Source organism: Microbacterium sp. CCH5-D1, from assembly GCF_001557335.1.
Lineage (GTDB): Bacteria > Actinomycetota > Actinomycetes > Actinomycetales > Microbacteriaceae > Microbacterium > Microbacterium oxydans.
The window spans coordinates 1-22,382 of the sequence record NZ_LSJW01000268.1; the positions used below are offsets into that span (position 1 = coordinate 1).

At 69.1% G+C, this 22,382-nt stretch carries 17 protein-coding genes; 8 read left to right on the plus strand and 9 right to left on the minus strand.

Going from position 1 to position 22,382, the window contains the following annotated elements; translation table 11 throughout:
* The first annotated feature begins 405 nt into the window (after positions 1-405).
* The gene (locus AX744_RS16100) at positions 406-1,233 is read left to right on the plus strand and encodes a hypothetical protein (protein WP_197429262.1); all 828 of its coding nucleotides are present in this window, start codon (positions 406-408) and stop codon (positions 1,231-1,233) included.
* A complete protein-coding gene (locus AX744_RS16105; protein WP_061017999.1) occupies positions 1,230-2,099 on the plus strand; it encodes an alpha/beta fold hydrolase in 870 nt (289 codons plus the stop codon). Before AX744_RS16100 ends, AX744_RS16105 begins: the two co-directional genes overlap by 4 nt.
* On the opposite strand, the gene AX744_RS16110 is transcribed toward AX744_RS16105, so the two are convergent.
* Both AX744_RS16110 and AX744_RS16115 read right to left on the minus strand, forming a co-directional pair.
* Positions 2,096-2,950 (minus strand): helix-turn-helix transcriptional regulator, encoded by an 855-nt coding sequence (locus AX744_RS16110; RefSeq protein ID WP_061018001.1) that lies wholly within the window; start codon positions 2,948-2,950, stop codon positions 2,096-2,098. The two genes, AX744_RS16105 and AX744_RS16110, sit on opposite strands and share 4 nt — an antisense overlap.
* Positions 2,947-4,890 carry a heavy metal translocating P-type ATPase gene (locus tag AX744_RS16115; RefSeq protein WP_061018003.1) on the minus strand — a complete coding sequence of 648 codons (1,944 nt, stop codon included), beginning with the start codon at positions 4,888-4,890 and terminating at the stop codon, positions 2,947-2,949. Before AX744_RS16115 ends, AX744_RS16110 begins: the two co-directional genes overlap by 4 nt.
* A 166-nt stretch (positions 4,891-5,056) precedes the next feature.
* Here AX744_RS16115 and AX744_RS16120 point away from each other — a divergent pair, with 166 nt between their 5' ends.
* The gene (locus tag AX744_RS16120) at positions 5,057-5,986 is read left to right on the plus strand and encodes an endo-beta-N-acetylglucosaminidase H (protein WP_231728837.1); all 930 of its coding nucleotides are present in this window, start codon (positions 5,057-5,059) and stop codon (positions 5,984-5,986) included.
* Between the two features lie 16 nt (positions 5,987-6,002).
* On the opposite strand, the gene AX744_RS16125 is transcribed toward AX744_RS16120, so the two are convergent.
* The 4 genes from AX744_RS16125 to AX744_RS16140 are packed head-to-tail and all read right to left on the minus strand — an operon-like array spanning position 6,003 to position 12,440.
* Entirely contained in the window at positions 6,003-9,284 is a 3,282-nt protein-coding gene (locus AX744_RS16125; RefSeq protein WP_061018007.1) for a glycoside hydrolase domain-containing protein, read from the minus strand.
* The gene (locus tag AX744_RS16130; protein WP_113680770.1) at positions 9,281-10,213 is read right to left on the minus strand and encodes a carbohydrate ABC transporter permease; all 933 of its coding nucleotides are present in this window, start codon (positions 10,211-10,213) and stop codon (positions 9,281-9,283) included. The genes AX744_RS16125 and AX744_RS16130 overlap by 4 nt, the downstream gene beginning before the upstream one ends.
* A complete protein-coding gene (locus AX744_RS16135) occupies positions 10,210-11,097 on the minus strand; it encodes a carbohydrate ABC transporter permease (RefSeq protein ID WP_058632343.1) in 888 nt (295 codons plus the stop codon). Before AX744_RS16135 ends, AX744_RS16130 begins: the two co-directional genes overlap by 4 nt.
* A gap of 41 nt (positions 11,098-11,138) precedes the next feature.
* Entirely contained in the window at positions 11,139-12,440 is a 1,302-nt protein-coding gene (locus AX744_RS16140; RefSeq protein WP_061018009.1) for an ABC transporter substrate-binding protein, read from the minus strand.
* Positions 12,441-12,654: 214 nt separating this feature from the next.
* On the opposite strand from AX744_RS16140, the gene AX744_RS16145 reads away from it, so the two are divergent.
* Positions 12,655-13,965, plus strand: a complete 1,311-nt coding sequence (locus tag AX744_RS16145) for a glycoside hydrolase 5 family protein (RefSeq protein WP_046748719.1) — start codon at positions 12,655-12,657, stop codon at positions 13,963-13,965.
* A 36-nt stretch (positions 13,966-14,001) separates the two neighbouring features.
* Here the strand turns inward: AX744_RS16145 and AX744_RS16150 are convergent, their stop codons facing one another.
* Positions 14,002-15,033 (minus strand): LacI family DNA-binding transcriptional regulator, encoded by a 1,032-nt coding sequence (locus AX744_RS16150; RefSeq protein WP_061018012.1) that lies wholly within the window; start codon positions 15,031-15,033, stop codon positions 14,002-14,004.
* Between the two features lie 159 nt (positions 15,034-15,192).
* On the opposite strand from AX744_RS16150, the gene AX744_RS16155 reads away from it, so the two are divergent.
* Both AX744_RS16155 and AX744_RS16160 read left to right on the plus strand, forming a co-directional pair.
* Positions 15,193-18,186 carry an alpha-mannosidase gene (locus tag AX744_RS16155; RefSeq protein ID WP_061018015.1) on the plus strand — a complete coding sequence of 998 codons (2,994 nt, stop codon included), beginning with the start codon at positions 15,193-15,195 and terminating at the stop codon, positions 18,184-18,186.
* Positions 18,187-18,300: 114 nt separating this feature from the next.
* Positions 18,301-18,711: an MmcQ/YjbR family DNA-binding protein gene (locus AX744_RS16160; protein ID WP_046748722.1), complete on the plus strand. Its 411-nt coding sequence runs from the start codon at positions 18,301-18,303 to the stop codon at positions 18,709-18,711.
* 55 nt (positions 18,712-18,766) lie between these two features.
* Here the strand turns inward: AX744_RS16160 and AX744_RS16165 are convergent, their stop codons facing one another.
* Positions 18,767-19,354: a hypothetical protein gene (locus AX744_RS16165; RefSeq protein WP_046748723.1), complete on the minus strand. Its 588-nt coding sequence runs from the start codon at positions 19,352-19,354 to the stop codon at positions 18,767-18,769.
* Between the two features lie 125 nt (positions 19,355-19,479).
* On the opposite strand from AX744_RS16165, the gene AX744_RS16170 reads away from it, so the two are divergent.
* On the plus strand, positions 19,480-20,712 hold the full coding sequence (locus AX744_RS16170) for a glycosyltransferase (protein ID WP_061018016.1): 1,233 nt from the start codon (positions 19,480-19,482) through the stop codon (positions 20,710-20,712).
* A gap of 6 nt (positions 20,713-20,718) precedes the next feature.
* Positions 20,719-21,963 carry a glycosyltransferase gene (locus AX744_RS16175; protein WP_061018019.1) on the plus strand — a complete coding sequence of 415 codons (1,245 nt, stop codon included), beginning with the start codon at positions 20,719-20,721 and terminating at the stop codon, positions 21,961-21,963.
* A 40-nt stretch (positions 21,964-22,003) separates the two neighbouring features.
* Here the strand turns inward: AX744_RS16175 and AX744_RS20830 are convergent.
* Positions 22,004-22,382: hypothetical protein (locus AX744_RS20830; RefSeq protein WP_197429263.1), on the minus strand; the 379-nt coding region annotated here is incomplete at its 5' end.

The window sequence follows — 22,382 nt, forward strand, 5'->3', positions numbered from 1 at the left end:
AGCGTGCCTTCGACGCGGTCGATCTTCGCCGAGAGCGTGCCTTCGACGCGGTCGACCTCGGCGCGGATCACCCGGCTGAGCTGCGTCGTCATCAGCGTCATGCCGCCCAGCATCACTGCTGCGAAAACGCCGATCAGAGTCCATACCTGCGGATCGTTCAAGCGCATGCCTCCAGTCTCATTCCGGAGGGCAAGGTTGTCACGGTATTCCGGTCGTGACGTGCTGTCATCCCGGTGGCTGTGGAGCGAATGGCGTGTAGAAGCACCGTGCAGAAGAGGTCAGGAATCGGTTGCAGCCGGAAACTCGGTGACCAAGGGCAACCTGCTCGACGGGCGAGAGCCGTGAACATGCACGCGATGCGTCAGGCCATGGGCCGCGGTGGCGACGGCTTCGAGCATGGAAGGCATGACACTTCATGAAGAGGAAGGGGCCCCGGTCGTCGTACTCGGAGCCACCGGAACGACGGGCTCGCAGGTGGCGGATCTGCTGGAGGCCGCGGATGTGCGGGTGCGACGCGCCTCCCGCCGCTCGCCGTGGCGGTTCGACTGGGACGACGCGAGCACCTGGCCGTCGCTGTTCGACGGTGCCGGGGCGGTGTACGTGGTCCTCCCCGAGGATCGGATGGACCTCACCCCCTTCACACGGGTGCTCGCCGACGCCGGCGTCGAGCGCGCCGTGGTGCTCACCGCACGAAACCCGGGGGTCAGCGGTGACGGCATCGCGTCCGGAGCGGAGGAGGTTTTCGGTGCCGCCGCGCCCGCTTCGACCTTCCTGCGCCCCTCATGGTTCGCGCAGGGGTTCACCACAGGTCTCTTCGCCGCTCAGCTGGATGCCACCGGCGAGCTGCGGCTGCCGGTGGGAGATGGGAGGGAGCCGTTCATCGATGCACGCGACATCTCCAGAGTCGCAGCGACGCTCCTGCGATCGCAGACGCCGGGCCCGTCGCGCGTCGAGCTCTCCGGCCCGCAGTCGCTCTCGTTCGCCGAAGCCGTCGAGATCGTCGGGCGGCGCACCGGGCGTGCCCTGGCCTTCGCCGACATCGGGGTCGACGAGTGGCGGGGATCCGTCGCGCCCTACCTGAAGCCGCGGATGGTGGATGCCCTCGCCAACCTGTTCGACGCGATCCGCGCCGGGCGCGATGATCATCTCTCCGACGGCGTCCACGATGTGCTCGGCGAACAGCCGCACTCGCTGGAGGCCGTGGTCGCCCGGGAAAGCGCGGTGGCGCGGTGACCGGCGAAGTGGCCACCGGGCCGATCCCCCGAGGGGTCAACAGGCGGATGGTGCTGGGCGCGGCACTGGGGGTGACCGCCGCGGTCGCTGCGGGAGCGGGCGGGGCGATCGTCCCGTCCGGCAGTGCTTCCGCCTCCCGTTCCCGCGCCGACCTCGTGCTCATCCACGGCGGATCGCACGGTGGCTGGGCCTGGCGGCGCGTCGTCGACGAACTCGATCCTCGCCGGGGACGGATCCTCACGCCCACCCTGCCGGGAGTCGGCGATCGTGCACACCGTCTCTCGCCCTACATCCGCTTCCAGGACGGCGTGGACGACATCGTGGCGACGATCGATGCCGAGGAACTGCGTGACGTGGTGCTCGTCGGACACAGCATCGGTGGTGCCTATGTCTCCGCCGTCGCCGAGCGGATCTCCGATCGCCTCCGCGGCGCGGTGTACCTCGACGCGGTCGTCGTAGATCCCGGGGAGCGGATCCTCGACGTGCTCACCCCCGCGAGTCGGGCCGCGCTGCCGACCGTGGTCGCGCAGGCGGGTCAGGGGTACTACGTCCCCAAGCCGCAGGATCCGACTATGTTCGGGGTGACGCGTCGGAACGACGTCGAATGGCTCGACCGCAGGCTCACCGGGCACCCGTGGAGCAGTTGGAGCGACGTCGCATCGATCACCGGCCCGATGCCCGATGTGCCCCTGCTCTACATCGACTGCACGGCCCCGCCGTTCGCCGATGTCGGCCCGTCGAAGGACCGTGTGCGTGCGCGGCCGGAGCGATGGTCCGTCACGAAGCTCGCGGCGGGACATGACGCCCTCGTCACGGCCCCTGCCGACGTCGCGCGTCTGATCCGGCGCTTCAGCGCGGGGGTCTAGCCCCGGACGCGGCTCGGCGCGGGATCCACGTAGTTGCGCGGACTCGCGCCGAAGCGGCGTTTGAACGCGGTGCTGAGCGCGAACTCGTCCGAATAGCCGAGCCGATCCGCGACGTCTTTCAACGGCATGTCGGGAGAGGCCTCGAGGAGTTCGAGCGCGTGCGCCATGCGCCACCGGGCGAGGTGCGACGACGGCGTCGAGCCGACGACCTCTCGGAAGAGCTTGGCGAACGCGGAGCGGGACATGTGGGCGTGCGCAGCCATGTCGGAGACCGTCCAGACCGTTCCGAGCTCGCTGTGCACTGCCTCGAGTGTGGCCCCGATCCTCGGATGCGCGACGCCGCCGATCCAGCCCGGTGGTGTCGGCGCCGTGTCGATCCAGGCGGCGACCGCCGCGCACACCGCGACTTCGGTGAGCTTGCAGAGCAGGCTGTCGACGACGGGATCGCGCCTGCCCTCGGCGTGCAGCAATGCGACCACGGAGGCCAGCAGCGGTGTGCTGTCGACCACGATCGTCCGGGGGAGCTCCTGCTCGAGGAGCGTGTAGACGTGTCCGCGACTCTTGAACGCGATCGCTTCGACACCGAAGACAGACCGCATCTCGGAGCTGCTCTCGGCCTGGATCTCGCGGGTCAGAGCGATGGCGTCTCCCTCGGCCGGGCACACCACGGCGAGCTGGTCCGAGCGGACGAGGTGGCGTCGTCCTCCGATATCGACGTGAAGGTCGTCGTGCTCCGGGATGACGAGGAGCTGCGGGGGTGCGCCATCGCTGGCGACCGGCGATCGATGGGCCTCGCAGCGCCGCGACGAGATCACTCTGATGCTCGAGAGGGCGCGATCCACCGAACTCACTCGACCCCCTCGCTGCGCGGCAGACGCCCCGTCACTCCATTCTCTCCCCGTGCCGGGGCGACGGCTCCGGGCTCCTCCTGCGCGGTCGGGCGCAGCCCGCTGGGTGGTCCGCTGAGCGCCCGCAGGGCGTAGAGGATGGTCGCGAGGTCGACGAGTTCCTGGACGAGCGCACCGACGACCGCCGGGATGACGCCGGTCATCGCGACGATCATGAGCCCGACGCTCAACCCGATGCCGATCCAGATCGCGGTCAGCGCGACCCGGAGCGTGTGGCGGCCGATCGAGACGGCGTCGACGACCTTCGCGAGCGAATCGACGAGGATCACGACGTCTGCGGCATCGCCGGCGGCAGTGGCTCCCTTCGCCCCCATCGCGATACCGATGTCTGCGGCTGCCAGCACGGGCGCGTCATTGACGCCGTCGCCCACCATGAGCACCGGGCGCGGCTGCATCTCGGCGGCGAGCCGCACCTTCTCGGGCGGCAGCAGCTCCGCGTGGATCTCATCGATGCCGAGCTGGCGTCCCACCGATTCCGCCGTCGAATCCACGTCGCCGGTGAGCATCGCGACGCGATCGACGTCGTGCAGCCGCAGCCACGAGATGACGGCGGACGCTTCGGGGCGGGCGGCATCGGCGAGCACGAGCACGCCGGCGAAGCGCCCGTCCACCGCCACGTAGGCCGCGGCTTCGCCGGGTTCGAGCTGCGCCCGGACGGTGTCGGGTGCGAGCGAGGCGACGTAGGCGGGCTTTCCGACCACGACGGTGCGCCCGGCGATCGTTGCGGCGACCCCGTTCGTGGCGGTCTCGCTGGCTTCCCGAGCCGCGTGCAGGACGAGCCCCCGCGCATCGGCGGCGCGCCGGATGCCGTCGGCCAGCACGTGCGAGGAGTACTGTTCCGCGGATGCGGCCAGCTGCAGGATCTCGTCGGCGTCGAAGCCCGCAGCGGGGCGGACCTCCACGAGCTCGGGGCGGCCCTGCGTGAGCGTCCCGGTCTTGTCGAACGCGGCGGAGCGCACCCGGGCGATCTGTTCGATCACGGCCCCGCTCTTCATGATCACCCCGGATTTCGCTGCCCGTGAGAGGCCGCCGAGGAATGCCACGGGCGCCGCGATGAGGAGGGGGCACGGCGTCGCCAGCACGAGCACCTCGGCAAAGCGCGTGGAGTCGCCGGAGATCGCCCATGCGGTGCCGGCGAGCACGAGCGACACGGCGGTGAACGGGATGGCGAAGCGGTCGGCGAGGCGGACGATCGGCGCGTGCGACGACTCGGCGGAGTGCACCAGCGCGACGATCTGCTGGTACTGGCTGTCGGCACCGGTGCGCAGTGCTCTGATGCGGACGGCGCGGCTTCCGTTGATCGCCCCGGACAGCACCTCCCCGCCCGCCTCGCGCGTGACCGGCATGCTCTCGCCCGTCAGCGAGGACTCGTCGAACGTCCCCGTGTCGGTCAGGAGCGTCGCATCCACCGGCACGATCTCGGAGGGGCGCACCAGCAGCACGTCGCCGACCGCGACATCGTCGATCGGCACGTCGCGAGCTTCGTCGGAATCGGGCGAGTCCGGGTGTACCAGAACATGGGCGATGCGAGGCGAGCGGTCCAGCAGCGCCGACAGATCCCGCTTGGCCCTGCGTCCGGCGAAGTCCTCGAGCGCCTCACCGCCGGAGAGCATCAGCACGATGATGAGCGCAGCGATGTACTCGCCGACCGCCAGCGTGGCGACCATCGCGACGACGGCCAGGATGTCGAGCCCGACGTGTCCGTGCAGCACGTCGCGTACCATGCCGACCAGTGTCCAGACCACGACGGCCGACACGTACACCGTGGCGAGCCAGCGGCCGATCCCCGCTTCGTCCACCGCGTGCAGCACCCCCACTGCAGCGAAGACCAACACGGTGAGCGTGATCACGGGGTACCGCCACAGCGGTCGAAGCGCGCGCATGCGTCCAGCATCCCGGGAAAGCGGTATCGGCGCCAGTGCCCGTGCGAGGCACTGTTCATGACAGTGGCCGGCACTCTTTCGGCCACATCGCTTAAGCGATATAGTCGGCCGCGAGACGCACCGATGCGGCTCGATCTGGACACGACGACGAAGGAGACGAACTGTCATGAGTCAGCCGAAAGCCAGTAACCACCGTTTCCGTAGAGCACTTGCAGCCGCTGCGGCCCTCGCGCTCGCGGGGATGGGGGCGGTCGCCGGATCGACCGCGGCCGCTGCGGACGACACGGCCGCCGAGCCGAAGCTCGCTGTCTACGTGGAGGTCAACTCGAACGATTTAGCGAATGTCGCCGACTACACGCTCGCCGATTCGGGTCGGCCGGCCGTCGACCTGGCGATGATCTTCGCCGCCAACATCAACTACGACGGCGAGAAGGCCTACCTGCACTTCAACGAGCGCGTCACCGAGACGCTTCAGGATGTGCAGAACCAGATCCGACCGCTGCAGGCCCGCGGCACGAAGGTGCTGTTGTCCGTGCTGGGGAATCATCAGGGCGCCGGGTTCGCGAACTTCACGTCGTTCGCGGCCGCGGACGCCTTCGCCGCCCAGCTCGCCGACGCGGTCACGACCTACGGCCTCGACGGCATCGACTTCGACGACGAGTGGACGAACTACGGCGCGAACGGCACGCCGCAGCCCAACGCGCAGTCCTTCGGGTGGCTCGCCTCGGCGCTGCGTGATCGCCTCGGCCCTGACAAGATCATCACCCTGTACGCGATCGGCGAGACCTACACCGTGACGGACTTCACCCGGTTCGATCCCGCAGCGGTGATCGACCACGCCTGGAACCCCTACTACCCGTCCTACAACGCCCCCACGGTGCCGGGTCTCGAGGACAGGGCGCGCCTCGGCGCGGCCGCGATCGACCTGTCGAACGTGAGCTCCGCGACAGCCGCGGACTACGCCCAGCGCACGGTCTCCGACGGCTACGGCGTCTATGTGGCGTACAACCTGACCGCGACCGACCAGTCGGGGCTGCTCTCCGGGATCACGCAGGCGCTCAAGGGAGAGGCGACCGAGTACCGAGCGGCTCCGTGAGCGGCACGAGACCCGATCAGTCGAGATCGAAGAGCTCGATCTGACGGAGCGTGACCTCGGCTTCCGCCCGGACGCGGATCGCCGAGGTCACGACTCGTTCCGTGAACGTGAAGGGCGTCGTACGGTCGGCCGGGAGCTCGCAGACATGGGTCGTCCCGACGGTCTCCCACTCACCCGCAGTCGTCAGGTGCTCCCACAGCAGCGCGGAGGAGGAGGCCTCTGAGGTCGTGGTCACCGTGACGTCGCTGACACTCTGCGGCGAGGGGAACCGCCATCCGATCCAGTCCCCGGTGTGCAGGGTGCTCTCCTGCCGACCTTCGAGGGTGAGGCCCGCGCCATCGTCGAAGAGGTGCTCGGGGTTCGTGACCCCTGACGAGGCGAGGGGGTATCCGTCGCGCGACGTCAGATCCTGATGCCAGGGCACCGAGTGCTGCTGCGGACCCGCGACTTCCAGCGCCAGGAGGGGGTCGGTACCGAACCGCAGCTCGAGAACGGAGTCTCCGACCAGCGCATCGATCGGCAGGTCTGCCGACGTCAGGGTCACGCCGTCGAGTCGCGCCTCCTGCAGCACATGGGCGGACGGAGCGGAGCGTCGTGACCGGATCCGCAGCGTCGAGCCGTCGCCGCGAGCCACACGGATGTCGTCGAACAGCGGGGACCCGATCCGGAGTCGTCCCGAGGCGAGCTCCAGGGGATAGAGCCCTAGTGCGGCCCAGAGCCACCACGCGCTCATCTCGCCGTTGTCCTCGTCGCCCGGGTACCCCTGGCCGATGTGGGCGCCGGCGAACAGGCGCCCGGCGAGGTCGCGCACGACGGACGCGGTCTGCCACGGGCGGTCGGAGAACGCGTACATGAAGGGGATGTGGTGGGCGGGTTGGTTGGAGATCGCGCACATCCCCGACCGCAGGGCGCGTGCCTCCCGCTGCTCGTGGATCACGGTGCCGTATGCACCGCCGAAACGCTCGTCCGCGGTCTCGGGTTCGGCGAAGAGCGCGTCGAGATGGCGGCCGAGGCGTTCGGGGCCGCCGTGGAGGTCAGCCAGTCCGGCGCCGTCGTGCACGGCTCCGACCGACATGCCCCAGGCGTTCGTCTCGACGTTGTCTCCGCCCCAGGAGCGTGGGTCGAAGCCTCCTGCGAACTCGCCGAGGGAATCCCTGCCGCGGAAGAATCCGGTGTCCGGGTCGAACAGGGTGCGATACGACCGCGCGCGGTTCGCGAAGTAGCGGGCGAAGGATCGATAGCGGGCAGCATCCGATGCGGACTCGCACTCGGCGGCCAGCTGCGCGGCGAAGTGGCCGAGGGCGGCATCGCTCACCGCGTTCTCGATGCTCCAGCTCATGCCCTCGGGCACCTCCGAGGAGACGTACCCGGTGAACCGGCCGGTCGCGATCCCCTTGCGGCCACGGCGTGCGTCGGGCCCCGGCTCGCAGGCGTTCCGCCACCCGCTCTCGAAGGCGGCCGCACGGTCGAACCCGACGCCCCAGCGGGCGGCATCTCCGAAGATCTGGTCGCTGGAGGTGCCGACCATGCTGTCGACGTAGCCCGGGGCACTCCACCTCGCCATCCAGTCGCCCCGACGATACTGCTCGAGCTGCCCGTCGAGCAGCTCTCCCGCGAGGGCGGGGTCGAGCAGGGCGAGCGCCGGCCACTCGGTGCGATAGGTGTCCCAGTAGCCGTTGTTGACGACGAGCTCACCGTCGACGATCGGTGGGGTATCGCCCCAGGACGCACGCGCAGCGAACACGTCGGCGAACCGCCAGACGGGCACCTCCGCCGTTCCGACGTTCTCCGCGGCGCTGTTGGGGTACAGGTGCATCCGGTGGAGGGCGGCGGCGATCCGGGAGCGGTGCTCTTCGTCGGCGAGCGAGCGATAGGGGAGGTCGGCGTCCGCCAGCGGGGGGATCGTCACGCGCGACAGCAGCCGATCCCACTGGGCAGCGGTCGCATCGCGCAGCTCCTCGTAGGCGATCGACGCCGGCGCCTCGGTCTCCAGGGCACGTCGGGCCTGTTCCACGGAGAGGAAGGAGATGCCGATCCGCACCTCGAGTGAGCCCCGTCCGGAGACGTGGCCCGCGACCGCACCGCGTCCGTCATCATCGAGCGGACCGTGTGCGAAGGTTGGCCCGTCCCCACTGGCGTCCTGGTCGGGGTGCATCACCACTCCGGCGAAGAAGCAGCGGGGAGCGTTGCCCCACTCCTCGGAGCCTTCAGGGATCCAGCCCTCGAACCCCCCGGCGTCCGTCCAGGCGAGGCATCCTTCGTCGCTGAGCTGGTCGATGACGAAGCCGATGCGGGCGTCGGCGTCGGAGCTGCACACGCGGAACGCGCCGGTGTGGGCGGTCGTCGTCAGCTGGACGCGCAGGCCATCGCCGAGCTCTGCCGCGTACTCGTGCGGCCGCGCCCGTTCGGTGCCCGGTGTGATCCAGCGCCGTCGCCCTGCACGGCTCGATGTCGGGTCTCCGAGGAAGGGCATCAGCTGCAGCACGGAACGGTCGCCGATCCAGGGGCTGGGCTGATGCGAGAACTGCAGGGCCTCGAGTCGTCGCCCCTGCGGGTCGTCGTGCACGAACGGGCGATACGGCCAGCGCGAATCCTCCGCATCGGTCGCCGGCGTGACGAACGTGAACCCGTGGGGCACGGCGACCGCCGGGATGGTGTTGCCGCGGGAGAATCGTGCACCCGAGTGCGAGCCGCGGCGGGTGTCGACGCGTTCCGCGGGTGCGAGGTCGGCCGGCGTCGGCACCCTCTCCTCGACCATGAGCTGCACGAAGCCCGTGCAGCTCGAGGGGAGGTCCGCGGCATCGGCACGGGAAGCATCGGCAGGGGAAGCATCGGCAGGGGAAGCATCGGCAGGCAGAGCCGCGGTGCCGAACACGACCTCGACCATCCCCGCGCGACCGGCGAAGGGAGCGAGGGCGACGGTGTCGGCGTTCCATTGCTCCGGCAGGCTCCACCGGGCGTCGAACTGCGCCTGCGCGGTGACCGGGAAGTCGTAGCGGTCCCGCACGGCCGCGTCGTCGCTCAGCCGCGAGCCGTCGGCGAAGCGCACATCGACCGTCACAGCGAGTGAGGCGTGCGGTGCCAGCGTCGCCGCCGGCCCGTCCGCGTAGAACGCCCAGTGCAGCACGGTGTCCTGGGTGATCTCGACAGCGGGGAGATCCGGAACGTCGAGCCGCTGCTCGCCGGCGGACGGATCGAACGAGAAGGCGAAGACCGGAGCCCGGAGCACGCCGCTGCGGGGGCGGGAAGACGGGGGATCGGCCGGGCCGTCCGCCGGGATGAGGTGCACGCTGCTCACCCCTTGATCGCGCCTTCCTGCACGCCCTTGAAGAAGAACCGCTGCGTGAACGAGAACATGATCACGATGGGGACGAGGGCGATCATGGTGCCGGCCGCGATCAGACGCGGGTCGACCGAGAAGCTGCTGTTGAGGTAGGCCATGCCGACCGTCAGCGTGTACTTCGCGGGATCGGAGAGCACGATCAACGGCCAGAGGTAGTCGTCCCAGGCGCCGATGAAGGCGAAGATCGCCACCACCGAGACCATGCCGCGGATGTTCGGCCACACGATGTGGCGGATGCGCTGCCACGTGGTCGCGCCGTCGACGGTGGCCGCGTCGAGCACGTCCTTCGGGATCATGCGGCACGCGGTGGCGACCAGCAGCACGTTCATGGCGCTGATCGCTCCGGGCAGGAACACTCCCCACAGGGTGTCGGCGAGGCCGAGCGCACGGATCGTGAGGAAGTTGCTCGTCACGGTCACCTCGCCGGGGAACAGCAGGGTCGACAGCAGGATGCCCATCACGATCCACTTGCCGCGGAACTTCATGCAGGCGAGCGCATAGCCGGCGAATGTGGCCAGGATCACGTTGCTGATCACGGTGCCGACGGAGACGAGCAGCGAGTGCCACGCATACAGGTACACGGGCACGACGTCGGCGACCCTGGTGTAGTTCTGCAGGGTCGGCTCGCGCGGGATCAGCTCCGGGGGGAAGGAGTAGATGTTCTCGGTCGCGCCCTTGAACGAGGTCGACAGCTGCCACACGAACGGTCCGATGACCAGGAAGAGCACGAGCACCAGCAAGGCGTATCGGCCGATCAGCCCGCCGAGAGTCGGCTTGCTGAAGTCGCCGGAGCCGCGGTGCCGGAAGATGCGCTCGCGCGCGGGAGCGGGAGCGTCCTGCGGCTTCTCATCGCGTTCGGGCGCGGTGATCGTCTGAGCGGTCATGCGGGAGCCTTCGCCTTCTTCTCGCGGTTCATGAACGCGATCGCCGCGAGCGGTATGAGCGTCAGGAGGAACAGGGCGACGCTGATCGCAGAGGCGTAGCCGATGTTGCCGTTCAGGCCGGAGCCGACCTGGCGGATGAGCATCACGAGCGACATGTCGTAGCCGCCGGGGCCGCCCGTGCTCTTGGACAGCACGTCGAGCTCGGCGAACACGCGCATGGCCGAGACGGCGATCAGCACCGCGATGAGGAGCATCGCGCCGCGGACCGACGGGATCGTCACCGAGAGGAAGCGGCGGAACGACCCGGCGCCGTCGAGCATCGCGGCCTCGTGCAGTTCCTTGCCGACGTTCCCGAGGGCAGCGAGGTACACGACCATGTAGTAGCCGAGTCCCTTCCACACCGTGAGCAGGATGGCGCACCCGAGCAGCAGCCAGCGGTCGACGAGGAAGGGCATCGGCTTGTCGATCAGGCCGAGGAAGTCGAGCGTCTGGTTGATGATGCCGCGGCTGTCGAACAGCCAGGTCCAGATGAGGGCGACCACCACGACCGAGGCGATCACGGGGAAGTAGAACGTGGTGCGGAAGAACGAGATGCCCGGCAGCTTCTTCTGCACGAGGAGGGCGAGCAGCAGCGGCAGGATCGTGAGCAGGGGCACGCACACCACCACGTAGATGAGACACGTGGTGAGGGCGTTCCAGAACATCTCGTCGCCGAACATGCGCTCGTAGTTGGCTCCACCGACGAAGCCGGGCGTGCGCAACGGCCTGGCGTCGGTGAAGCTGAGGAAGACCGTGTTCAGGAAGGGCCAGAGCGCGAACACCAGCACCCAGATCACGGCGGGGGCGATGAGCAGCCACGGTGTGTACCACTTGTGGGATCTCATCGTCTTCCTCCGGCTCCTGGTGCCGGTGTCCGCGCGCATGCTCACTGGTCCACGCGGTTGGCGTTGGCGTACTCGACGATCTTGTCGAGCTGGGCCTTCGGGTCCGCTTCGCCGTTGACGGCGAGGGCGATCTGCTGGGTCATGTAGGTGGCCATGTCGGACGTCCACTGGAACGGCAGGGCCTTGGCATCCTTCATCGCACCGAACACGGTGTCGATCGCGGCGAGCTGCTTCTCGTCGGTGACGGTCGAGGCGATGCTGTCGACGACCTGGTCTCCACCTTCGGCCGTGCCCGGCGCGGTGCCGACGGCCAGCGACGAGAACGCGACCTGGTTCTCCTGGTTCGTCGCGAACTCCGCGAACGCGAGCGCGGCTTCCTTGTTGTCGGAGTCGGCCGAGACGTTCAGTCCCTGCACGTACAGGGGTGCGACCCCGAGGCGGGGCGTTGCGACCGTGTTCTCGAGCAGTGCCGGGGCGTCCTTCTGCAGGTCGGTCGTGAACCCGGTGCCGCCGGTCGTGAAGGCGACCTTCTCCTGGATGTACGCCTCGGCGTTCCCGCCGTAGTCGCCCGTGAGGGCCTCGGCGGGCATGGCGCCCGCGGCGTAGGCGTCGGCGTACTTCTGGATGATCGCCGCAGCCTCGTCGGTGTTGAAGTCGAACTCGCCCTTGTCGTCGATGACCTCCATGCCGGCGGCCGTGAACGTGTCGAGGGCCGGGATGGAGGAGAGCAGCTGCACCTTGCCGCCAGACTCCGTCGCCACGTCTTCCGCGAGGGTGAGGAGCTCGTCGACCGTGGTCGGCAGGTTCTGCTCGGTCACCCCGAACGGCGCGAGCTGCGCGAGGTTCCACCACGAGGCGTCGCTGGAGAGGTACCAGGGGAGGCCGTAGGTTCCCTCGACACCGGGGTAGGCGCTGTACGCCTCCCATGCGCCGGTGTTGTAGGTCGACTTCAGATCGGGATCCGCGGTCTCCAGGTCCACGAGCTTGCCTGCCGCGACGAGCGGGTAGGCGATGTCCGGCGGCAGGTTCAGCACATCGGGCAGGGTGTCGGCGTTCGCCTGGCTCAGGATCTTCTCCTGGTAGCCGTCGCCCGGCTGGTCGAGCCACTCCACCGTGACGTCGGGGTGCTCCTTCTCGAACGCGGCGATGAGGTCTTCGAAGTACGGGGTGAACTTCTCGTTCTTGAGCGACCAGGTCTGGAACTGGATCTTCCCGCTCAGCTCGCCCGACGTGTCGATGGGGCCGGAAGCACCGGAGGATGCGCCGCCTCCCGTGCAACTCGTCAGCGCCAGAACGCCGATGGTGAATGCTGCCAGAGCGACAATGCGTGTGGGAACTTTCATCGTGCTTCTTCCTCGAGGCGGGCGAATCCGCGCGGCAGCCCGATCGGGGACTACAACGCTTTAGCAGATGAAACCATCCGATTCCGTCCCTGTCAAGACACCCGGCCGCGAGATCACTGTCTGCGCGTAGGACAGGGTGCATTGTCTGTTGCTCAAGCGTTATAGTGGTGCGAAATCCGCCCTCTCCGGAGGACACGTCCGAAAGGCCTGACACATGACGCAGCGCGGCGCCCTCGATGCTCCTCTGAGGTTCGGGGCGAACTACACGCCGTCGAAGAACTGGATGCACTCCTGGCTCGACTTCACCCCCGACGACGTGCGTCGCGACTTCGCCGCCCTCGCCGAGCTCGGGCTCGACCATGTGCGCGTCTTCCCCCTGTGGACCGTGCTGCAGCCGAACCGCACGCTGATCCGCGAGAAGGCGATCGACGACGTGCGCGCCGTCGTCGACATCGCTGGCGAGTTCGGCATGGATGCCAGCATCGATGTGGTCCAGGGGCATCTCTCGAGCTTCGACTTCGTGCCGTCGTGGTTGTACACCTGGCACGACAAGAACATGTTCACCGACCCCAGGGCGCTCGAGGGGCAGATCGCACTCGTCGACCGCCTGGGGCGAGCGCTGAGCGAGGCGCCGAACTTCCTCGGGCTGACGCTCGGCAACGAGACGAACCAGTTCTCCGCGCACACGCATCCGTCGCCCTGGCCGGTCACGCAGGACGAGGCCGGGGGGTGGATCTCCGCGCTGCTGTCGGCGGCGGAGGCGGCAGCGCCAGGGCTCCCGCACGTCCACAGCGAGTACGACGCGGTCTGGTACATGGACGGGCACGGCTTCACCCCCGCCCATGCCTCCCGTCTCGGCGCGATGACCACGATCCACTCCTGGATCTTCAACGGCACCGCCCAGCGTTACGGCGGGCGTTCCGTCGCCTCCGACCGTCATGCCGAGTACCTGATCGAGCTCTCTCGCGCCTTCGCGACAGACCCCGACCGGGTGGTGTGGCTGCAGGAGGTGGGCGCCCCCTCGAACTGTCTCACCGACGACGAGATGCCCGGCTTCCTGGAAGCGACCGTGCGCTCGGCCGTGCGCACCGAGAACCTCTGGGGCATCACGTGGTGGTGCTCGCACGACGTGAGCCGTGACCTCGGAGACTTCCCCGAGCTCGAGTACACCCTGGGGCTGATCGGTCAGGACGGCGCCGCGAAGCCCATCGGTCGGCGTCTCGCCGAACTCATCCCCGAGCTGCGCCAGCGCGTCGCCCCGCCCGCGCGGGACACCGCGATCGTGGTCGACGTCGACGAGCGTGAGGTTCCCGTGAGCCGCGCGGCACTGAGCCCAGGGGGTGCCGTGTTCCAGGCATGGGTGGACGCCTGCGCCGCCGGACTCGATCCGACACTGGTCACCTCGCACGACGCACTCGACCCTGTCGCGCTCGACGCGCGCGGTATCCGCCGCCTGATCCGCCCCGACCTCTCGGCGGATGTCGTCGACCCCTACGGCTCGGTGAACACGGTCGTTCCCGGCTGATCCGGGTCGGGCGTTCGTCTCAGCCCGTGCGAGTGCTCAGTCCGTGCGAGCGGGCGGAGCCGTGCTCTCGCGCGCCGTGAGCACGGGAGTCGGGCCCTCGACGCTCGGCAGATTCGCTCCTGCCTCGATCTGCTGCAGCAGCAGGGTGGCGGCACGCTCTCCGAGTTCGAAGGTGTCGCGGGTCATCGCCGTGATCGACGGATTGATGAGCCCGGCGATGACCGAGTCGTCGAAAGAGGCGAGGGAGACATCGCGAGGGACGGCGCGGCCCATCTCCTGGGCCACACGGAGACCTGCGACCGCCATCACGTCGTTGTCGTAGACGATGGCCGTCGGGCGCTGTCGCCCCGACAGCAGTGTCCGCGTCACCGCGGAGGCGCGTGCGGGTGAGAAGTCGGTGGTGATGACCTCGCCGTCGAGGCCGTCGGCGGTCATGCGCTCGAGCACCTGGGCCCGCAGTCGCGTGTGCTCGAGCTCGGCAGGCCCAGCGACGTAGGCGATGCGGGTGTGTCCGAGCGCTGACAGGTAGGAGAAGAGGGTCTCGGCCACGGTGTCGTCGCCGATCCAGACGCTGGGCACCGAACCCTCGGGGGAGGGCTCCGACCCGATCATCACGGCGCGGGCGTCGAGGGCTTCGATGCGCCCGACCCTGGGATCGTCTTCGCGGGGGTCGATGAAGATGAACCCGTCGACCTGATTGGAGGAGCGCCACTGCCGGTGCACCTCCATCTCCTCCGCGACATCGGCGACGAGTCGCAGCTGCAGGCTCACCTTGCTCTCCGACAGACGCGATTCGATGCCGGCGATGAGGTCGGTGAAGAAGGCCTCGGAGCCCAGGGAACGAGCGGGGCGGGCGAGGGCGAAGCCCACCGTGTTGGCGCGCGCGCCGACCAGTGCGCGCGCCGCGGAACTCGGCTGCCAGCCGTTCTCCTCGACGATCGCGAGGATGCGGTGCCTGGTCTCCTCGCTCACGCCGGGGCGCCCGTTGAGGGCGAAGGAGACGGCACCGGGGGACACGCCAGCCATGCGCGCGATATCGGCGATCGTGACGCGTTTCGCCGGACTCATAGTCCCTCACCCTACTTGATCGGTTTAGCCTCGGGAAAGAAGCCGGATCGTGCCCTAGACTCGTGCACTAGATCGCTTTAGTACAACAGATAGCATTCAGTCACAGCGCATCACCGCAGACCCGAATCAGCCCTCACCGTCGAGCCCGGAGACCCACTCATGCATGACGACACCTCGCTCACCGTCGGCCGCGTCAAGCGCGTTCTCGAGGAGCGCATCCGCCCGGCGATCCACTCGGCCTCCGCGCCGCTCGGCGTCGAGATCCACGAGCTGCCCGGCGAGCCCATCGCCCCCGCCGAGGGACTCGCCCTCGACTACGCGCCCGGCGTCGTCGGGACGCCGTGGGGGCCCGCCTGGGGCACCACCTGGTTCAAGCTCACCGGACGCGTCCCCGCAGAGTGGGCGGGCCGCCGGGTCGAGGCGCTCATTGACCTCGGCTTCGACGTGAACATGACCGGCTTCCAGTGCGAGGCCCTGGCTTATCGTCCGGACGGCACGCCGATCAAGAGCATCAACCCGCGCAACCAGTGGGTGCCGATCGCCGAGACCGCCGCGGGTGACGAACCCATCGAGCTGTACCTCGAGGCGGCGTCCAACCCGGTGCTGCTGGACTACCACCCCTTCCTGCCGACGCAGGAGGGCGACATCCTCACGTCCTCGAAGGAGCCGCTCTACCGCGCCCGCCGGATGGACCTGGCGGTGTTCGAGCCCGAGGTGTTCGACCTGTCCCTCGACCTCGAGGTGCTGTTCGAGCTGCAGGCGGAGCTCCCTGCCACGTCGCCGCGCCGCATGCGCATCCTGCAGGCCATGGACGACGCGCTCGACGTGCTCGACCTGCAGCACATCGTGGAAACCGCCTCCGACGCCCGCGCCCGACTCGCCGACGTGCTGGCCGCGCCCGCCGAGGCGAGTGCGCACCGCATCTCGGCCGTCGGTCACGCGCACATCGACTCGGCCTGGCTGTGGCCGGTGCGCGAGACGATCCGCAAGGTCGCGCGCACGACCTCGTCCATGACCACGCTCATCGAGGAGCAGCCCGAGTTCCAGTACGGGATGTCGAGCGCGCAGCAGTACGCCTGGATCAAGGAGCACCGCCCCGAGGTGTGGGAGCGGGTCAAGGCCGCGGTCGCCGCCGGACGCTTCCTGCCGCTGGGCGGCATGTGGGTGGAGTCCGACACCGTCATGCCGACGGGAGAGTCGCTCGTGCGGCAGTTCTCGCACGGGCAGCGCTTCTTCGAGCGCGAGTTCGGCATCCGCTCGAAGGGCGTGTGGCTGCCGGACAGCTTTGGCTATTCGCCGGCCCTTCCGCAGCTGATGCGCCGTGCCGGGTTCGAGTGGTTCTTCACGCAGAAGATCTCGTGGAACCAGCAGAACGTGTTCCCGCACCACTCCTTCCTCTGGGAGGGCATCGACGGCTCGCAGGTGTTCACGCACTTCCCGTCGATGGACACCTACAACTCGCAGCTGAGCGGTATGGAGGTGGCGAAGGCCTCCCGTCAGTTCAAGGAGAACCGCCTCAGCTCGCGGTCGATCGCTCCGGTCGGCTGGGGCGACGGCGGCGGCGGCACGACCCGTGAGATGACCGGCAAGGCCGAGCGTCTGCGCGACCTCGAGGGCAGCGCGCAGGTCGTATGGGAGCACCCCGACGTGTTCTTCGACGCCGCCAAGGCCGAGCTGCCGAACCCGGCGGTGTGGGTCGGCGAGCTCTACCTCGAACTGCACCGCGGCACGCTCACCAGCCAGCACGCCACGAAGGCCCTGCACCGCTGGGCCGAGCACGCTCTGATCGAAGCAGAGCTGTGGGCCGCCACCGATGCCGTGCGCACCGGTGCCGAGTACCCGCAGGCGGAGCTCGACCGGCTGTGGCAGGCCGTACTGTTGCACGAGTTCCACGACATCCTGCCCGGGACATCGATCGCGTGGGTGCACCGCGAGGCCGTCGCCGTGCTGTCCGACGTGCTGTCGGATGCGCGCGACATCGCCGACGCCGCGCGCCGGTCGCTCGCCGGCGAGGGTGACCGCGAGCTGCGGTTCGAGCCGAGCTCGGTCGCCGGTGGTCGGGCGCTGGGCGCCGCGTTCGTGGGGGAGTCGACGGTCGCACCCGTGACGCTCGTCGAGGAGGCCGATGGCTGGCGGGTCGAGAACGACCTCGTGTCAGTGCTCGTCTCGTGCGAGGGGCTGATCGTGTCCGCCGTCGACAAGGCGTCGGGCAGGGAGACGGTCGCCGCAGGCAGGGCCGCGAACCTGTTCCAGTTGCACCAGGACTTCCCGAACATGTGGGACGCCTGGGACATCGACCGGTACTACCGCAACAGCGTCGACGACCTCACGGGGGTCTCCTCCATCGAGGCATCACTCGTGAACGGTGTCGCGCAGATCGTCGTCGTGCGCCCGTTCTCGGAGTCGACCATCACGCAGACGATCGTGCTCGCGCCGAAGTCGCGCACCGTGCTGCTGCGCAATGACATCGACTGGCACGAGACCGAGAAGCTGCTCAAGCTGGCGTTCCCGCTCGACATCCAGGCGTCGCACACCGAAGCCGAGACCCAGTTCGGCTACCAGGCGCGCGTCACGCACACGAACACCAGCTGGGAGGCCGCAAAGTTCGAGACCTCGATGCACCGGTTCGTGCTCGTGCGCGAGCAGGACTTCGGTGCGGCCCTCGTGAACGACTCGATCTACGGGTACGACACGACGCGCGAGGTCGGCGAGGACGGGGTCACCACAACCGTGCGGCTCTCCCTGCTGCGGGCGCCGCGCTTCCCCGACCCGGACACGGATCACGGTCCCCACGAGATCGAGGTCGGCTTCGTGATCGGCGCCGACGCCGCGATCGCCACAGCCGAGGGCATCCGCATCAACAGCCTGCCCACGGTTCTCCGCGGGGCGCGCGAGGTCGAGCCGCTGGTCTCGGTGCAGGGCGAGGGCATCGTCGTGTCGGCCGTGAAGCTCGCCGACGACGGTTCCGGCGACGTCATCGTGCGTGTGTACGAAGCGCTCGGGCGTCGTGCGGTCGGCGAGCTGTCCGTGGGCTTCGACCACCGTGAGGTGCGCGAGGTGAGTCTGATCGAGGACGAGATCGACGATGCACGGACGGGCGGTGCGCTGCGACTGCGTCCGTTCGAGGTGCGGACGCTGCGTATCGTGCGTTGAGCATCGCGCGTTGAGTATCGTGCGCTGAGCCCGCGTGTGCTCCTGCTCTCGCGTGTGTGGGTGATGTGCGCGGACCCGTTGTAGTGGCAGGGCGAACGGGTGCAGGATGGCGGGATGGTGAGCATCGACGATGTGCGCGCGATCGCCCTCGCCTTGCCCGGCGCCGAGGAATCCGTCGGCGGTCACACCGGAGCGGCGGCCTGGCGGCTGAAGAGCGGCCAGTTCGCGTGGCTTCGCGGACCGAGAACGACCGATCTGCGACAGCTCGCCGAGGCCGGGCGTGAGTGGCCCACCGGTGATGTGCTCGCGGTGCGGGTCGCCGACCTCGAAGAGAAGGATGCCCTTCTGGCCGCCGAGCCGGATGCGCTGTTCACGATCCCCCACTTCGACGGCTACCCGGGACTGCTCGTCCGTCTCGATGCCGTCGACCGGGGCCGGCTCGAAGAGATCATCACCGATGCATGGCTGGCGCGTGCCCCTGCGAGAGTCGCGAAGGCATGGTTGGATTCGCACGGACTGGAATGACGCGGGATGCGATCCGCGGCCTCCCGGGAATCACACGGGGAGCGGGAGAGCGATGTCAGGCAGGCGGCAGTCTCAGCACGTCGGGGGACTCGCCGCCCGTGAGGTCGTCGGCGATGCGGAGGCTGCGCGCGAGGTCGTCCAGCGCGCCGATCAGCGTGCCGAACCGCTCCTTGTCGCTGCACACGGCCGTCAACGTCACCAGGTGCGTACCCGTGTCCCAGGTGTACGTCGCGAACGGCGGCGAGGCGGGCGACGGCGGCATCGGGACGAGCAGTTTCTCGCCGACGCCGAGCCTCGTGGGGAAAGACTCCGTGTCGTCGTAGTCCATCGGCATCGAGGCCCGGGCGATGCGCACATCAGGCGTCAGGACCTGCGCGGTCGCCATCGCCACGACCAGCTCGGGCTCCGCCTTCCACGTCCACACCAGCACGCGTCCGTCCGCACGCTTCATGAGCATCGGCGCCGCCTGGCTCATCGCCCACGCGCCGAACCTCGAGCCGGGTCGTTCCGTCGCTCCGACCGCGGCGTTGACCTGGCCGAGCAGCATCCGGATCGCCGCCTTCCGGTGGCGGCGGCCCTTCCAGCCGAGCGAGTCCGTCACGGGAATCCACAGCTGGGGATCGGCGTCGGCACTCAGTCGCATGACTCCACGGTAGCCGGTGCGTCTGAGTGATGCCCGGTACGCCTCGGCGGCACGATCAGGGCCCTCCGGTAGAGTGGCCAGCGCCCGACCAGGGCTCTCCCTTGGCCGCCACATCGTAAGGCAGCATGTCTGTGACCTCCTCCGACGATCCGATCGATCCGTCGAGCGGCTCCGCCGCCGAATCCGCGCCCCGACCGTTGAAGATCGTGATCGGCTGCGACACGTTCGCGCCCGACATCAACGGCGCCGCCCGCTTCGCCGAGCGCCTCGCCGCCGGCCTCGTGCAGCGCGGACACGACGTGCACGTCGTCGCCCTCAACCAGGCCTACCGCCGCGCCGAGCCGCGGACCGAGGTCATCGAAGGCGAGCCGATGACCCTGCACCGGCTGCCGTCGGTCCGCTGGCCTCCGCACGACTGGCTGCGTTTCGTATGGCCCTGGCGCTCGAAGCACTACGCCCGCAAGGTGCTCGACCGGGTGCAGCCGGACGTGGTGCACATCCAGTCGCACATCGTGATCGGTCGCGGACTGGCGCGCATCGCCCACGAGCGCGGCATCCCCGTCATCGCGACCAATCACGTGATGGCCGAGAACATCCTCGATCACACGACCATGCCCAAGTTCATCGACGACCTGGTGCTGAAGTTCGCCTGGGCCGACGCGAAGCGCACGTTCGACCTGACCAGGGCGATCACCACGCCCACCCGCCGTGCCGCCGACTTCCTCGAGAACACCGTCGAGGTGAAGGGGGTCATCCCCGTCAGCTGCGGTATCGACCGTTCGCAGTACACGCCGGTCATCGGTCCGCGCGAGAAGAACCGCATCGTGTTCGTCGGACGCCTCACCGCCGAGAAGCAGGTCGAGGTCATCCTCCAGGCCATGACGAAGCTCGACCCCGCGCTCGAGACCACGTTCGACATCGTGGGCGGGGGCGACCAGCGCAAGCAGCTGGAGCACCTGACCGCCCAGCTCGGTCTCTCCGACCGGGTGACCTTCCATGGGCGCACCACCGACGAGGAGCTGCGAGCCCTGCTGTCGCGGGCGAGCCTGTTCGTGATCGCCTCGATCGCCGAGCTGCAGTCGATCGCGACCATGGAGGCCATGGCTTCGGCCCTGCCCGTCGTCGCGGCCGATGCCGTGGCCCTCCCGCACCTGGTGCACGACGGCGAGAACGGCTACCTGTTCGAGCCGGGGAATGCCGACGAGCTCGCTGCACGCCTCACCGACGTGCTCACGGCGGAGCCCGCGGAGTACGAGCGGATGCAGCAGGCCTCGCTCGACGGCGTCCTGATCCACGACATCAACCGCACCCTCGACACCTTCGAGGCGCTGTACCGCGACGAGCCGCTGCCGGAGTAACCCGCCATGCACATCGTCTTCTTCGGCGATCAACACCTCGACTCCCTCGGGGGAGCGCAGGTGTCGATGCGGCTCCAGCGGGAGTTCCTGGAACGCGCCGGTCACACCGTGACGGTCGTGGCTCCGAAGATGCACGGATCGCGCGCGTCGGCCGGCACCCACGGCGGCGCGTACGTCGACCTGCCGTCGATGCCGATCACGACGGATCGCGAATACTCGATGAGCTGGCCGGGGCGCGGCACCGATCGCTTCCTCGACAAGGCCATGACCCGCCGTCCGCCCGTCGACCTGGTGCACGTCCAGGCCGACTTCTGGGGAGCCTTCATCGGACACCGGTATGCGCAGCGCCACGGCATCCCGGTCGTGCACACCATGCACAACCGGGTCGACGTCGGTATCGCCGCCGTCACTCCGCTGCACCGCCCGGTGCTCGCGGCGCTCAACGCCTGGCGCGGCATCGCCCTGCGCGGCATCGCGATTCCGTCGAAGGGGGGATACCCGGCGAAGGGAAGCGACGGGTGGGCGTTCCTGCGCGGCCTCGCCGCCGGGGCGTCCGCCGTGACGGCCCCCTCGACGCACTTCGCCCGCCGCCTCGAGCAGCACGACGTCTTCCCGCACGTGGACGTGATCTGGAACGGCATCGACGACGACGTCCGCGAGCAGACGCTCGCGGACAAGCCCGCAGACCGCGTGCCGGGGAGACCGCGGTTCGTCTGGCTCGGCCGGATGAGCCCGGAGAAGCGCCTCCTTCCGTTCCTCGAGGCGTTCGTCGCTTCGGGAGTCGTCGCCGATCTGGAGATCATCGGGGGAGGCGCTCAGCGCGCAGCCGCCGAGAAGATCGTCCGCGCACGCGACGGCGTGCACTTCGCCGGACGCCTCACCTACCCGCAGACGTTGGCGCGCATCGCCGCCGCCGACGCGCTCGTGCAGACGTCGATCGGCTTCGAGACCCAGGGGATGACCCCTTTCGAGGCAGCCACCCTCGGAACGCCGTCGGTGATCTGCGACCCCGACATCGCCGCGGAGCTCGGCGGCGGGCTGTGGGCCGTACCAGAGCCGGATGCGGAAGCAGGATCCGGGGTGGAGCGGGAGGCTCGCCGACGCGTCGCGCTGGCTGAGACGCTGCGACGTGCGGCAGACGACATCGCGCGTGGGGCGGCTCCTGTTCCGCTGCCCGAGGTGGCCGAGGCGTTCCGACAGTCATCGCGCACGGCGGCGATGGTCGAGGTCTACGAACGGGTGCTCGCATGATCACGACGGCGCCGGCAGTCGTGTCTTCGAGCAGGCAGCCTCAGAAGAACTGGTAGAAGAGCGACGACATCCAGGTGGTCGCCATGCCGATGGCGCCCACTCCGGCGATGCCGATCGCGATGCCGGCGAGCAGGTGCGGGCCGGGCCGGCGTACGGCGACGAGCCCGAGGATGAACGCCAGGACGTATGCGACGAGGCTCACCACGCCGACCAGGCCGGAGAGGGCGTTGTACCAGCCGTAACCGTCAGCGGCGAAGTAGGCGAACGGCGCCGTCAGCGAGATGACGAGATTGACGGCGAAAGCGATCACCGCGATGAGGAACGCGACCCTTCCGAGCGGGTTCCCCGTGTCAGCGGGGTGCTGCGGCGCACCATAAGACGGAAGCGGTGCCGGCGGGTACTGGGGTGCTGCGGGGTAC

Bases quoted from the DNA above. Each gene is read 5' to 3' on its own strand.
- AX744_RS16100 (WP_197429262.1), top strand. From the start codon at position 406: ATGACACTTCATGAAGAGGAAGGGGCCCCGGTCGTCGTACTCGGAGCC.
- AX744_RS16115 (WP_061018003.1), bottom strand. From the start codon at position 4,890: ATGCGCGCGCTTCGACCGCTGTGGCGGTACCCCGTGATCACGCTCACC.
- AX744_RS16120 (WP_231728837.1), top strand. From the start codon at position 5,057: ATGAGTCAGCCGAAAGCCAGTAACCACCGTTTCCGTAGAGCACTTGCA.
- AX744_RS16130 (WP_113680770.1), bottom strand. From the start codon at position 10,213: ATGACCGCTCAGACGATCACCGCGCCCGAACGCGATGAGAAGCCGCAG.
- AX744_RS16135 (WP_058632343.1), bottom strand. From the start codon at position 11,097: ATGAGATCCCACAAGTGGTACACACCGTGGCTGCTCATCGCCCCCGCC.
- AX744_RS16140 (WP_061018009.1), bottom strand. From the start codon at position 12,440: ATGAAAGTTCCCACACGCATTGTCGCTCTGGCAGCATTCACCATCGGC.
- AX744_RS16145 (WP_046748719.1), top strand. From the start codon at position 12,655: ATGACGCAGCGCGGCGCCCTCGATGCTCCTCTGAGGTTCGGGGCGAAC.
- AX744_RS16150 (WP_061018012.1), bottom strand. From the start codon at position 15,033: ATGAGTCCGGCGAAACGCGTCACGATCGCCGATATCGCGCGCATGGCT.
- AX744_RS16155 (WP_061018015.1), top strand. From the start codon at position 15,193: ATGCATGACGACACCTCGCTCACCGTCGGCCGCGTCAAGCGCGTTCTC.
- AX744_RS16160 (WP_046748722.1), top strand. From the start codon at position 18,301: ATGGTGAGCATCGACGATGTGCGCGCGATCGCCCTCGCCTTGCCCGGC.
- AX744_RS16165 (WP_046748723.1), bottom strand. From the start codon at position 19,354: ATGCGACTGAGTGCCGACGCCGATCCCCAGCTGTGGATTCCCGTGACG.
- AX744_RS16170 (WP_061018016.1), top strand. From the start codon at position 19,480: ATGTCTGTGACCTCCTCCGACGATCCGATCGATCCGTCGAGCGGCTCC.
- AX744_RS16175 (WP_061018019.1), top strand. From the start codon at position 20,719: ATGCACATCGTCTTCTTCGGCGATCAACACCTCGACTCCCTCGGGGGA.